Genomic DNA, 13,977 nt, shown 5'->3' with positions numbered 1-13,977 from the left:
TTATGAAGCTAAAAACGTTAATAAGTCTTTCATTCTTTAGTGTTTTCGCTTTCGCGCAAGCACAAAATAACACCTCTTACTGGCAACAGCATGTTGACTATAAGATGAATGTTGATATGAATGTTGAAGATTATAATTACACCGGAAAACAAGAACTGGTTTATACTAACAATTCTCCAGATACCTTAGATCAGGTGTTTTATCATTTGTATTTTAATGCGTTTCAACCGGGTAGTGAGATGGACATGCGTTCATTAACTATTAAAGATCCAGACCGTCGCGTTGTAGATCGTATCTCTAAATTAGAGCCGGATGAAATTGGTTTTTTAAAAGTAAATACACTTTTTCAGGATGGCACTGCACTAACCTATAACGTAGCCGGAACTGTTCTTGAAGTAAGTCTGGCAAAACCTATTGCGCCGGGCGAAAGCACTACTTTTAAAATGGACTTTAACGGACAAGTACCGGTACAAATCAGAAGAAGTGGCCGCAATAACGCAGAAGGTGTAGCACTGTCTATGACGCAGTGGTATCCTAAATTAGCTGAATATGACTTTGAAGGTTGGCATGCAGATCCTTATATCGCTCGTGAATTTCACGGGGTTTGGGGAGATTTTGATGTAAAAATCACGATTGATTCAGATTATACAATTGGTGGTACCGGTTATTTACAAAACCCGGAAATAGGTCACGGTTATGGTGAACCTGGGCAAAAAGCTGTGAAGCCTACAAAAGGAAAATATACCTGGCATTTTGTTGCGCCTAATGTACACGACTTTACCTGGGCAGCAGATCCTGACTATATTCACGATAAACTAACTGCTGAAGACGGTACGGTATTACACTTTTTCTACAAAGACAATAAAGAAATTGTTGAAAACTGGAAAAAAATGCAGCCTAAAACTGCAGAGCTTTTGGCATATTACAACGAGCATGTTGGTCAATATCTTTACGATCAATACTCGGTGATTCAAGGGGGTGACGGTGGTATGGAGTATGCAATGTGTACTCTTATTACCGGTGAAAGAAGCTTTGGAAGTTTAGTAGGCGTTACCGCTCACGAATTTGCTCATACTTGGTTTCAGTTCTTGATGGCTACAAACGAGCAAAAACATGAGTGGATGGATGAAGGTTTTACCTCTTACATTTCTGATGAAGCGATGAATACCGTTATGGAACAAAACAAGCCTAATCCCCAAGCAGGTAATTACAATTCATACTTCAGATTGGCTACAAGTGGTTTTGAACAACCGCAAACCACTTATGCAGATCGCTATGCTTTAAACGCAGCTTATGGAGCTTCGGCTTATTCTAAAGGAGCAGTATTTTTAGCACAGCTGGGTTATGTTATCGGGAAAGAAAACCTTGATGAAACGCTAAAGCAGTACTTTGATAAATGGCACTTTAAGCATCCTACGCCTAACGATTTTAAACGCGTGGCAGAAAAAGTGAGTGGGATGCAGTTAGACTGGTATTTAATAGACTGGACACAGACTACAAATACCATAGATTATGCTATTAAAAACGTTGAAGAAGTAGATGGTAAAACTCAGGTAACTTTAGAGCGTAAAGGCTTAATGCCAATGCCTATAGACTTTTATGTGAATACTACAGATGATACAAATGAAGCTTACTATATTCCGTTACGTATGATGCGTGCAGAAAAGGCAAATCCGTTTCCTGAAATGACGCGTACGCAATTAGAAGATTGGACTTGGGCTAATCCTACCTATACGTTTACTATAGATAAGCCGCTTGCTGAAATCAAAGCAATGACAATAGACGCTCAGCAATTGATGGCAGATATTGACCGCACTAACAACAGCTGGTCAAAAGAAACGGAGTAACTACTCAATAATCGAAATTTACTGTTATTAAATTATTTCAAAGCCGCTTTCAAAATTGAAAGCGGCTTTTTTAATTCTTAGAACCACGGCTTTTCACGATATTTAGCGCAATCAAAATTATGCCTCCCTAATGACAACCCGAATTTTACTTTCAATTTTAGTTTTAAGCCTTTTTTCTTGTCAGAATACCTCAGAAGAAGAAACACTCCTCAGTCCCGGAATTTCTATAGAACTTGCAGATTTTAGAAAAGAACAATTGAGTGATATTGTTTATAATTTAAGTTTTTCCATTCCTGAAAAAATTGAAGATTCAATCCCGGCAACATTAGATTTAGAAGTTACTATTAGCGATACTTCACAACCACTTTATCTTGATTTTAATGTTGAAAAAGGTCGCGTCAATAGGGTAGTAGCAAATACTGAAGAAATCGCTATTCAGCATAAAAAAGAACATCTCATTATTCCTTCGGAATATTTAAAAACCGGTGTTAATAACTTTAGTATTGAATTTATTGCGGGCGAACAATCACTAAACAGAAACGAAGATTTCTTGTATACGTTATTGGTTCCCGATCGTGCGAGCACTTTGTTTCCGGTTTTTGATCAGCCTAATTTAAAAGCGGTTTATAACTTGAAGATCACTGCACCTAAAGACTGGGAAGTATTGGCCGGGGCTCCTGAAGTTGATAAGACTTCAGAAGGAGATTATACAACGCACAACTTTGGAACTTCAGATAAAATGAGCAGCTATTTATTCTCATTTGTCGCGGGGAAATTTAACGTAGTCAATCAAAAAATAGCTGATTTGGATATGAAAATGCTCTACCGCGAGACCGATAGTGCCAAGATACAAGCGAGTATGAATCCTATTTTTGATCTTCACGCGGGTGCCGTGGCTTTTCTAGAAGACTACACCGCCTATCCATTTCCGTTTCAAAAATTAGATTTTGCTGCGATTCCTATTTTTCAATATGGTGGGATGGAACACGTAGGTGCTATTCAATACCGCGAATCTTCATTGTTTTTAGACAACACCGCTACCGAACGTCAACAATTGAGCAGAGCGAAACTCATCGCACACGAAACCTCGCACATGTGGTTTGGTGACTTGGTAACGATGAACTGGTTTAACGATGTCTGGATGAAAGAAGTGTTTGCCAATTTTATGGCAGATAAAATTGTGAATCCGGCATTTCCTGATGTGAATCACGAGTTGCTTTTTGTGTTGAGCCATTATCCCAGCGCATATGGGGAAGACCGTACACAAGGTTCTAATCCCATAAGACAGCAACTGGACAACCTAAAAAATGCCGGTTCTTTATATGGAAATATCATCTACAACAAGGCGCCAATTATGATGCGTCAACTTGAATTGGCAACCGGTAAAGAAGCTTTTCAAGAGGGAATTCAAGAGTATATAAAAGCATACGCAAATGACAATGCGGTATGGAATGATCTTGTTTCGATTTTGGATACAAAGACCGATGTAGATCTTAAAAAATGGAGTGAAGTCTGGGTTAATCAAAGCGGAAGACCGGTCATTTCTGAAGAATTAATCTATGCTGAAAATGGAAGTATTCAGTCATTTAACTTAACGCAGCAAGCCGAAGATGGTAGTGCTAAAATCTGGCCACAAACTTTTAAAATTGGCTTAGTTTACCCAGATTCTACACAGGTTATTACCGCTGCATTTGTTGATCAAAAACTCCAATTAAAACAGACTGAAGGTTTACCCAAACCTCAACAGATCATCTACAATTATGACGGAATGGGTTATGGGGTTTTTCCGCAGCAAGAACACGATTTATTAAAAATTGATTCTTTAGAAGATGAAGTGGCCCGCGGTTACAGTTACATTAACACACACGAAAATCTATTGAATGCACGCCTAGATCCGGTAGTAGTTTTTGATTTGTATACAAATGGATTGACTACTGAAAAAAATGCACTGATTCTTAACCGGATTTCAAATCAAACTCAAAATTTATTCTGGACTTATTTTACCAAAATACAACGGGAAAGTCATCAACAGGAATTGGAAGATTTAGTTTACAACCAACTTCAAAAAGACCTGCCGGCAAATAGTAAAAAAACACTTTTTGGCCTGTTTAAATCCGTTGCATATTCAGAAAGTGGGAAAGAGCGTTTGTATGCTATCTGGAATCAAGAAACTGAAATAACTAATCTCAAACTCAATAAAGACGATTATACCGGTATGGCGATGACTCTGGCGCTTTACGATCACGAGAATACAGCTGAAATTCTTCAAAAGGCAGAAGCTGCAATCACAAATCCAGATAAGAAAAAAAGATTTAAGTTTTTACAACCGGCCTTGTCTGCTGATGAAGCAACTCGCGATGCATTTTTTGAAAGCCTGAAAAATTCTAAGAATAGAGAAAAAGAATCCTGGGTACTTTCTGCATTAGGATATATCAATCATCCATTACGTCAGGAAAGCAGCGTAAAACACCTTAAAACAAGCTTAGAATTGCTAGAAGAAATACAATTGACAGGAGATATTTTCTTCCCTAAAAACTGGTTGAATGCAACCATAGGAAATTATTCTTCAGAAGAAGCTTATCAAATACGAAAAGCGTTTTTAGAGTCAAATCCTGATTTAAATCTTGTGTTGAAAAACAAATTGTATCAGGCCACAGATGATCTGGACCGTTTGCATCGTATGCGTTCACAACTTGAAGATTAAATGAGCAATACCAGCTTCTGAAGATTGCCCGGAAGAAGTTAGTTATCTTTACACTTTTAAATTTCGCCTTCGGCAAAAAAATGAAGCAAACCTTTCCTAAAAAAGAGCATTTAAAGCGTAAGAAATTGCTGGATGAATTATTCAGTACCGGTAAAAAAGCAAGTGCTTATCCGCTGTTGCTTTTTTATGTAGAAACCCCCTTACCTGAAAAAAATATTGCTATACAAGCCGGAGTTTCGGTAGCGAAACGCAATCACAAACTTGCCGTTACCCGCAACCGCATAAAACGCTTAATGCGCGAAGTTTACCGAAAAAACAAGACGCAGTTTCAAACAAATGACAAGACTTTTGGGTTTATTTTTATCTATACCGGCAGAGAAGTGGTAACGATTGAAGAACTTGAGAAAGCGATGTTGAAACTCGCTGAGAAGTTTAATAAACGACATCTACCCGAAAACCCTTAAATTTAAATGCAGCAACTATGAAAATACTTGGTTTTTTAATGTTGAGTATGGTTTATATGTGCTCAAGTGGTGTTTCAGAAAGTAATACTGAACTTGCATCTCTGGAAATGGAAGAAGCTGCATATGATGATGCATCGTATCGAGAACAAGATTCATCAACAGACTCTGATAAAAATATAGAGCACAAGATTATCAAAACCGGGAATCTGCGTTTTAAAACTCAAAATCTTACAGAAACAAAATCAACTATTTTAAAAGCAGTTGAAGCTACAGATGGATATATTCAGAATGAACGTTCAGGTAAAGCTTATCAAAGCAATTATCAGGAATTACAGTTACGCATTCCTTCTAAAAATTTTCAGCAGGCATTAACGATCATCTCAAAAGGCGTTGAATTTTATGATGAGAAATCAATCAGTCAACGTGATGTAACTGAAGAATTTATTGATTTAAAAGCACGCTTAAAAGCAAAACGAGAACTTGAAAACAGGTACCTTCAACTTTTAGAAAAAGCCAAATCAGTAAAAGAAATTCTTGAAATAGAACGAGAACTTTCCACAATACGTGAAGAAATAGAAGCCAAAGAAGGCAGACTCAATTACCTAAAAAAGCAGGTTTCATACAGTACGCTCACTGTTTATTTTTATAAAACTACTGTAGAAAGTGACGTAACGCATTCTTACGGTTCTAAAATTATTCAGGCTTTAAAAGGGGGCTGGCAAGGTATTTCAACGTTTTTATTAGGCATACTTTATATATGGCCCTTTATAATCTTATTGATTCTTGCTATCTTTCTAATACGACGCTGGCAACGTAAAAAAGCATTAAAAAAATAATATATGAAAAAGCGCATACTCATATCGGCTACTGCTGTAGTGATCTTGTTTACGACCGTTAGTTTTAAAAGTGATTTTTTTGAAATCGCTAAGCAAATCGAAATTTTTACCACACTGTTTAAAGAACTCAACATGAATTACGTTGATGAAGTGAATCCTGCAGAGTTGATGGATAGTGCAATTGAAGGTATGCTTGCAGATCTGGATCCCTACACTAAATACTGGACTGAACAAGAAGTAGAAGATGCACGAATTAGCAACACTGGTGAATATACAGGTATTGGTGCTTCGGTTTTAACACGTAATAAAACTATTACCATTCTAGAAGCTTATAAAGATTATCCTGCTGATAAAGCTGGTTTACAAGCTGGTGACGAGTTGATAAAAATAGGAGATATCAACATTGCAGATTTTGAAGATGATGCCGGTGATTTGTTGCAAGGTGCTCCCGGTACCAGTATTCCCATCACTTATAAACGCCAGGGAAAATTGCAAACCACATCATTGAAACGGGAAGAAATTGATATTGAAGCAGTACCTTTTTACACACTTATTGACAATAAAGTGGGGTATATTGTGTTGTCAAAATTCAATAAAAAAGCATCTTCAGAAACTGCTGCTGCGGTAAAAGAATTAAAGAGTGAAGGGGCAACTTCAATCATTTTAGATCTTAGAGGAAATCCTGGTGGTTTACTAACCGAAGCAATAAATGTGAGTAATTTATTTCTTCCAAAGGATAAACTGATTACCACAACAAAATCAGTAATTGAGAAGTACAATCAGGAATATTATACACGCAATGAACCTCTGGATACAGAAATACCGGTTGCTGTGTTAATAAACGGCCGTAGTGCCTCTGCAAGTGAGATTGTTTCAGGCTCTCTGCAAGATTATGACCGTGCAGTTGTTGTAGGTGCTCGTAGTTTTGGTAAAGGACTTGTACAGCGACCTAAAGAGCTTACTTACGGTACCCAATTGAAAATTACTATATCAAGATATTATACACCTAGTGGACGCTGTATACAAGCCTTAGATTATTGGAATCGGGATGAGAAAGGGAACGCAGTGCGTACAAATGTTGCCGATTATAACGAATTTAAAACCAGTACGGGTAGAAAAGTTTATGATGGAGGTGGAGTTTTACCGGATATTCAAATAGAATCTGCAGGAATGAGCGCTATTACGGAAGCTTTATTGCGGGATCAGGCGATTTTTGATTTCGCCACAGAATACTTCTACAAGCATGATTACAGCAATCTGCAGGATTTTGATTTTACTGATTCAGATTATGCTGCCTTTAAAAGTTTTCTGGATAAGCAAGGATTTGCCTATCAAACACAAACCGAAAGAGATTTGGAAGAAGCGTATATCGTTGCTGAAAAAGATAATCTGCAAAGTGAAATCAGTACCGAATATGCGAATTTGATGAAAAGAATCGATGCTGCTAAAAAACAGCAATTGGATAAAAAAGAGCGGGAAATTTCAAAATTGATTATTGACGAATTAGTCAAAAGATATTTTTATAGAGAAGGTTTGTATGAATATCAACTTACGCACAACGAGGAGATTGCTGAAGCTAAATCTATTTTAAACAACAGCAGTAAATACTTAAAAGTATTGAATCGTTGATTCTATGCTTAATTAACCAAAAGAGTAAAATATACTGTAAATATTTTAGAATATAGTATAATCACCTCACTAATTAACATTGAAAATCAATTATTTAACCTTAAGTTAAGAGTTTTTTAATATCTATCTCTTATATTATATTTATGATAACTATAGATAAGGATACCGATAAGAACACAGAAATTTTAGGAACTGCGATAAGCTATTTAGAAGATAGAGGTTTTGAAAACATCAAAGCCGATACAGATGGATTTGAATCTCCTAAATCGTATATCAGACGCGGAAGCGAAGTGTCTATAACACCAGACATTGTTGCGGAACGCGATGGCGAGAAACACATTTTTGAATTGAGTTTAAAGTCGAAAAAACCCAGACTCTTAAAGTCAAAATGGTTATTTCTAGACACTTTGAGTGGTATGAAAAATTTTAAATTTAAAATCTTTACTACCAGAGGTCATTATAAATTTACCGATGAAACTTTAAATAGTATCAACTTAGATAAAACCCCAGTTAAGATTTAAAAGCATTTTACATAACAAAATAAAAAACCGCCAGCTGGCGGTTTTTTAGTGTTTAATCATACGTATATGTGGTATATCATCTTCCAGATATCCTTCTCCTACTTCTTCAAAACCTAATTCATTATAAAACTTCTTAAGATAGGTTTGCGCGGATAACTCTATAGTTTTTGAATCAAAAATACGTTCTATATAAGTTATAGAATTTTGCATAATCACTCTACCATAACCGTATTGACGCTGATTCTCTTTAACCAAAACTCTGCCTATGCTTGCATTATTAAAATAAGCACCTGATTTAAACAAACGCGTATAGGCGACCAGTTTGCCATCTTTATATCCTAAAACGTGTAAAGCTTTCTGATCTTTACCGTCTATATCTTGATACGGGCAGTTTTGTTCAACAACAAATACTTCAGCACGCAACTGTAGTAATTCATATAAAGTATGAATGGTTAATTGGTCAAAGCTTAGTATTTTAATTTCCATCAGTTACTTTTAGAGGTGATGCAATATCTGCATTAATTGAAAATATTCCTTATCAAATGATGATTTAGAAGTAGCATAAATACCATGTGAATAACCTAATGAGCCTTGAGTACTCGTTCTAAAGAACTTACAGCTTTTTATTCAACTTAACAATCTAGGATCAAATGAGTTAACACTTAGTTAACATGATTGTTTATAAGTTGTCATCAAAAAAGTAAAATGAAAATTGCTTTCTATCAAAAAAATTACAAAGCAGATCATGGGTAATACTATGCAAGAAAATCTTTCTAAATTTTGTTGGTAGTTTATGAGCAATTCAAAGCTTCATTTTTAATAAATGTTAGTAACATTTTATTCAAAAATAACTGCTAATTGTAGTTATCAACAATTGTTAACAGCCTTTCTAAATTCGTTGAAAATCAACAGCTATTTAATCTGAAAACATCTGTATAAACCGTTAATATCTACCCATAATTAAAATTCCAAACTTTAGATAGTTAAACTTATACCGCTATTAACAAACAATAATAAGCATCAGATTTAATTTAAATTTTAAAAAAGAAAAATGATTATTATATATACTGTTAACAACTGAAATTGCATTGAAAGAAAAATTGAAGTTTTGAATTCTAAGATTAAAAAAAGGAACCCTTTTTAGAGAGTTCCTTTTTTTAATCTTAGAATTGATGTATCTTTTAAAAAATTGAATTGACGTACGATAAAACTCCTAAGAATCCTAGAATAAAAATACTAAGAAAGAGGAGGATGATCGTATAGCGCTTCAACAAAAACGTTTTCATATTGAAAAAGTTTGATTAATGAATACAACAAATTTAGCATTTATTTAACAAGTGACCCCTTTTTAAAATTAAATATTGGTCATGTAACTGTTAAATCTGTATTTATTTGATTTTTAAGGACTAAGATTAACTTAAACTTCACGTAATACACTTAAGTTTTTCAGCTTTTAAAGCTAATTTTGAACTAATTAATACAAAGCATTGAATGCCAAATAAAAAAAAACGAAGATCCAATATACAAATCGGTAACCTTACTCAGAAAATTATCTCTATTTTAAAACGGGAACCCGGTAAATTATTCAACCATAAACAGATTGCGGCAAAACTACAAGTAGATGATCCTAACAGCCGCAATGAGATCGTCAGAGAATTAGCACAGCTTACAGCAAAAAAACACATTCAGGAGAAAGAACGTGGAAAATATATTTTTAGTGCAGAATCTCATTATCATGCCGGTAAATTAGATTGCACCAGTAAAGGAGATGGTTATGTAATTGTTGAAGGGATGGAAAATGATATTTACATTCCTAAAAATAACATGGGTAAAGCTTTAAACGGGGATATCGTAAAAGTTTATGTTTATAAGCAACGCAGAAGCAAGAAACACGAAGGTGAAATTGTAGAAATTATAGAGCGTAAGACCGATGAATTTGTAGGCGTTGTGCAAATGCAAAAGAACTTTGCATTCATAAATACTTCTGCGGAAGGTAAAATGCGTACTGATGTTTTTGTTCCGAAGAATAAACTCAATGGAGCTGAAGATGGTGAGAAGGTTTTAGTAAAAATTGAAGATTGGCCAGAGAAAGCAGATTCGCCTTTCGGTAAAGTAATTAAGGTTCTCGGAATGCCAGGAGAGCACAATACAGAGATTCATTCAATTCTGGCTCAATATGGTCTACCGCATGATTTTCCTAATGAAGTAGAAGAATATGCTAACAGCATAGATACCAGTATTAAAGCAGATGAGATTGCAAAACGCCGTGATATGCGTGATGTTCTCACATTTACGATAGATCCAAAGGATGCAAAAGATTTTGATGATGCATTGAGTTTTCAGGTTTTAAAAAATGGGAATTACGAAGTAGGTATTCACATTGCAGATGTTTCACATTATGTGATTCCGGGAACCATTTTAGATGAAGAAGCTTATGAACGTGCAACTTCGGTTTACTTGGTAGATCGTGTGGTTCCTATGCTTCCGGAAATCTTATCTAATAATGCTTGCTCGCTAAGACCTAATGAGGAAAAATATACATTTTCTGCAGTTTTTGAATTAGATAAATCTTCAGGTAAAGTAAAAGAACAATGGTTTGGTCGCACGGTAACTTATAGTGATGCGCGTTTTGCTTATGAAGAAGCGCAACAAATTATAGAAACGCGAGAAGCAACCATTCCTGCAGAAGTTTCAATTACCGGAAAGTCATATAACGTAGATCCGGCTTTAGTAAATGCAACTTTAGAGTTAGACAGATTAGCAAAAATCATGCGCAGACAACGTATGAAGAATGGAGCCATTTCTTTTGATAAAGTTGAAGTAAAATTTGAATTGGATCAGGAAAATGATCCCGTTGGAGTTTTCTTTAAAACTTCTAAAGATGCTAATAAACTTATTGAAGAGTTTATGCTTTTGGCTAATAAGAAAGTTGCAGAGTTTATAGGTAAGCAAAATCCTAAGAAAACATTTGTATACAGAATACACGATGAACCTAACGATGAAAAGCTTGCTGCTTTACAAACCATCGCCGGTCGTTTTGGATATAAAATGAATTTTAAAGACCGAAAAAGTACAACTGCATCTTTAAATAATTTATTGACTGATGTTGCCGGTAAAAAAGAACAGAATTTAATAGATACACTCGCGATACGTACGATGAGTAAAGCGGTGTACAGCACAGATAACATTGGCCATTATGGTCTTGCATTTGATTATTATTCTCACTTTACTTCTCCCATACGGCGTTATCCAGATGTTATGGTTCATAGATTGTTACAGCATTATCTAGATCAGGGAAAATCTGTAAACGAAGAAGAATATGAAGAGAAATGCAAGCACAGTAGCGAGATGGAATATCTGGCTACGAGTGCAGAGCGTGATTCTATCAAGTATATGCAGGTTAAATTTATGCAAGACCACAAAGATGAAACCTTCTTGGGCGTTATTTCAGGAGTTACAGAATGGGGAATCTATGTTGAAATTGTAGCTAACAAATGTGAAGGAATGATTCGCTTGCGGGATATTAAAGGTGATCATTTTGATTTTGATCAGGAGCAATACGCGATTGTAGGTCGTAAATCTAAACAAGTAATCACTTTAGGTGATGAAGTGTTGGTAAAAGTTAAAGAAGCAGATTTAGTCAAGAAACATTTAGATTTTACGTTAGTAGAAGTAAAGAGTGCAATAGAAGCTTAAGCAACTGTAACAAATTGAGTTTTGTATTGTCTTTCTAATACTAAAATTAAAATCTTATGAAAAAACTAATCATTGCATTATTGCTGGTTGCTACAACCGCTACTTATGCACAAGAAACTAAAGCTGTTGGAGATTTTACCGAGGTTAAAGTTTTTGACCGTATGCGTGTAAACCTCATCAAATCTTCAGATAACAAAGTAATCCTAAAAGGAAAAGATATCGAAGATATTGAACTTATAAACAAAAACGGAGTCTTAAAAATACGTATGGATATCAATAAGATCTTTGATGGTAATGAGACTTTTGTAGAAGTACATTATAACAATCTAAGAGTTATTGATGCTAATGAAGGTGCAGAGATCGTGGTAAATGAACTTATAGAACAACCTAGAATAGAAATACGTGTTCAGGAAGGTGCACAGGTAAAAGTGGGTCTTGAAGTAGAAAATGCCGAAATGCGTGCTGTTACCGGTGGAATTATAAACGCAAGCGGAACTGCTAAAAATCAAAATGTAGAAGTGAATACCGGTGGTATTTATGAAGGTAAATCTTTAGAAACTACAGATACTACCTTACGCATTCAGGCAGGGGGAGAGGCAGATATTTTTGCAAGAAGAACTGCTGAAGTAAAGATCAGAGCCGGTGGTGATGTACACGTTTACGGTAATCCTACAGAACTTATAAAAGATAAATTTATTGGAGGTCGTGTGACGGTTATGAAGTGATTTGATTCAATTTAGTTACTTTTGTGAGTACAGGCTTCAGGTTTGTCTGAAGCGAGAATCTTAACTGAATTATTCTTAGAATACTTTTAACCTCTAATCAGGTAAAAAGATTTCATACTCCTAAATGTTACAAGACTTATCAACTGCAATACCACTGGGTTTTCTACTCGCATTTCTTGTAGGACCCGTGTTTTTTGTACTACTGGAAACAGCTGCTTTAAAAGGTTTTAGAGCAGCTTTTATATTTGATATAGGTGTTGTAACCGCAGATACCATCTTTATTTTTATTGCTTATTTTAGTACAAATCAGCTGCTAGATAAACTTAAAGATGATCCGGCTTTATTCATTTTTGGTGGAATGTTGCTCACCGTATACGGTGTTATTTCCTTTTTAAGAGTGCGCAAAAACAAACTTGATGATGATGAGCATCCTACAGTTGTGATGAGCAAACGCAATTATCTGGGGCTTTTTGTAAAAGGTTTTTTACTGAATTTTATCAACATAGGAGTTCTGGGTTTTTGGCTTGTTATTCTTATATCTGCAGGACCACAGCTCGATATGAATTCTGAGCGTTTACTTATATTTTTCGGTGGAATTTTAGCTACTTATCTATTTATAGATATTATTAAAATTCTTTTAGCTAAAAAATTACGGAGTAAACTTACACCCCAGCGTATATCGGTAATTAAACAAATTATAAGCGTTTTAATGCTGGCTTTTGGATTATTGCTGATATCAAAGGGATTGTTTCCTTCTAAAATACATCAGATAGAAAAGCGTATCGAAGAGATCGCTCCAGAAAGTCAGTTTGGCCTGGATGGGGATTCAATCTCCCTTTGAATCACTACTGATTTTTATTTTTTTAGGTTTTCTAAAAATCTTGAATACATTCAATTTTATTAAAAAAAAAGACCCTTCAGTTAGGAAGAGTCTTTGTTGAGGTGTCGAGCGGATTCGAACCGCTGTAGATGGTGTTGCAGACCACTGCCTAGCCACTCGGCCACGACACCCTTTTTTAATAGGACTGCAAATTTAAGGTTTTTCTTTAGATATAAAAGCTATTAACGTTTTTTAGTCATAGTTACTCCTACAGAAGCTACATCTCCACCTATTGGTGGGTTTATTTTACGTACGGTAACCTTAGCCTTAGTGATTTGTAATATTTCTGATAATGAACGATTTAGAATCCTATCACATACATGTTCAAGAAGTTTAGAGCGCTGTGCCATTTCTTCTTTAATTATTTTATTGAGATGTACATAATCTACTGTATCGCTTAAATTATCTGTTACAGCAGGTTTAATAAGGTCTGTTTTGATCTTTAAATCTACCAGATAATCAGATCCTATCTGGCCTTCTTCAATAAGACAGCCGTGGTAAGCGTATACTTTTACCCGGTTTAGTTTTATAGTTCCCATAGTTTTTAAGCACTTTAAGACTGTAAAGATATTATTTCTAATTACAGAAATAGGAGAATGACCAGCTTTAAATAGCCTTTTTAAAAGCCGTAAACACGTGTATTTTTTAGTAATTTTACGCACCTAATGAGTCTGT

At 35.2% G+C, this 13,977-nt stretch carries 11 protein-coding genes and 1 tRNA gene; 9 read left to right on the top strand and 3 right to left on the bottom strand.

The features are described from left to right. Positions 1-2: 2 nt before the first annotated feature. The 6 genes from BUB91_RS00725 to BUB91_RS00700 all read left to right on the top strand — a co-directional run bounded on the left by BUB91_RS00725 (position 3) and on the right by BUB91_RS00700 (position 8,001). Positions 3-1,847, top strand: a complete 1,845-nt coding sequence (locus tag BUB91_RS00725; protein ID WP_073095808.1) for a M1 family metallopeptidase — start codon at positions 3-5, stop codon at positions 1,845-1,847. A gap of 130 nt (positions 1,848-1,977) precedes the next feature. Continuing rightward, positions 1,978-4,551, top strand: coding sequence for a M1 family metallopeptidase (locus tag BUB91_RS00720; RefSeq protein WP_073095806.1), 2,574 nt, complete (start codon positions 1,978-1,980; stop codon positions 4,549-4,551). An 80-nt stretch (positions 4,552-4,631) separates the two neighbouring features. Beyond that, a complete protein-coding gene (rnpA, locus tag BUB91_RS00715) occupies positions 4,632-5,015 on the top strand; it encodes a ribonuclease P protein component (RefSeq protein WP_073095804.1) in 384 nt (127 codons plus the stop codon). Positions 5,016-5,032: 17 nt separating this feature from the next. Further along, positions 5,033-5,851, top strand: coding sequence for a DUF4349 domain-containing protein (locus BUB91_RS00710; protein ID WP_073095803.1), 819 nt, complete (start codon positions 5,033-5,035; stop codon positions 5,849-5,851). A 3-nt stretch (positions 5,852-5,854) separates the two neighbouring features. Continuing rightward, on the top strand, positions 5,855-7,480 hold the full coding sequence (locus tag BUB91_RS00705) for a S41 family peptidase (protein ID WP_073095801.1): 1,626 nt from the start codon (positions 5,855-5,857) through the stop codon (positions 7,478-7,480). Between the two features lie 143 nt (positions 7,481-7,623). Next, positions 7,624-8,001 carry a hypothetical protein gene (locus BUB91_RS00700; RefSeq protein WP_073095799.1) on the top strand — a complete coding sequence of 126 codons (378 nt, stop codon included), beginning with the start codon at positions 7,624-7,626 and terminating at the stop codon, positions 7,999-8,001. Positions 8,002-8,046: 45 nt separating this feature from the next. On the opposite strand, the gene BUB91_RS00695 is transcribed toward BUB91_RS00700, so the two are convergent. Continuing rightward, the gene (locus BUB91_RS00695; RefSeq protein ID WP_073095797.1) at positions 8,047-8,487 is read right to left on the bottom strand and encodes a GNAT family N-acetyltransferase; all 441 of its coding nucleotides are present in this window, start codon (positions 8,485-8,487) and stop codon (positions 8,047-8,049) included. 1,005 nt (positions 8,488-9,492) lie between these two features. Here BUB91_RS00695 and rnr point away from each other — a divergent pair. The 3 genes from rnr to BUB91_RS00680 all read left to right on the top strand — a co-directional run bounded on the left by rnr (position 9,493) and on the right by BUB91_RS00680 (position 13,263). After that, positions 9,493-11,697: a ribonuclease R gene (rnr, locus tag BUB91_RS00690; RefSeq protein WP_073095795.1), complete on the top strand. Its 2,205-nt coding sequence runs from the start codon at positions 9,493-9,495 to the stop codon at positions 11,695-11,697. 56 nt (positions 11,698-11,753) lie between these two features. Next, a complete protein-coding gene (locus BUB91_RS00685) occupies positions 11,754-12,422 on the top strand; it encodes a head GIN domain-containing protein (RefSeq protein ID WP_073095793.1) in 669 nt (222 codons plus the stop codon). Between the two features lie 124 nt (positions 12,423-12,546). Beyond that, the gene (locus tag BUB91_RS00680) at positions 12,547-13,263 is read left to right on the top strand and encodes a LysE family translocator (protein WP_073095791.1); all 717 of its coding nucleotides are present in this window, start codon (positions 12,547-12,549) and stop codon (positions 13,261-13,263) included. Between the two features lie 99 nt (positions 13,264-13,362). On the opposite strand, the gene BUB91_RS00675 is transcribed toward BUB91_RS00680, so the two are convergent. Together BUB91_RS00675 and folB are read right to left on the bottom strand one after the other, a co-directional pair. Continuing rightward, positions 13,363-13,433: transfer RNA gene (locus tag BUB91_RS00675), tRNA-Cys, on the bottom strand. Between the two features lie 51 nt (positions 13,434-13,484). Then, positions 13,485-13,841 (bottom strand): dihydroneopterin aldolase, encoded by a 357-nt coding sequence (folB, locus tag BUB91_RS00670; RefSeq protein WP_073095789.1) that lies wholly within the window; start codon positions 13,839-13,841, stop codon positions 13,485-13,487. Positions 13,842-13,977 lie beyond the last annotated feature (136 nt).

This window comes from Leeuwenhoekiella marinoflava DSM 3653, from assembly GCF_900129005.1.
GTDB classification, from domain to species: Bacteria; Bacteroidota; Bacteroidia; order Flavobacteriales; family Flavobacteriaceae; genus Leeuwenhoekiella; species Leeuwenhoekiella marinoflava.
Note: the sequence above shows the minus strand (reverse complement) of the source record. Positions and strands in the feature narration are given on the sequence as shown.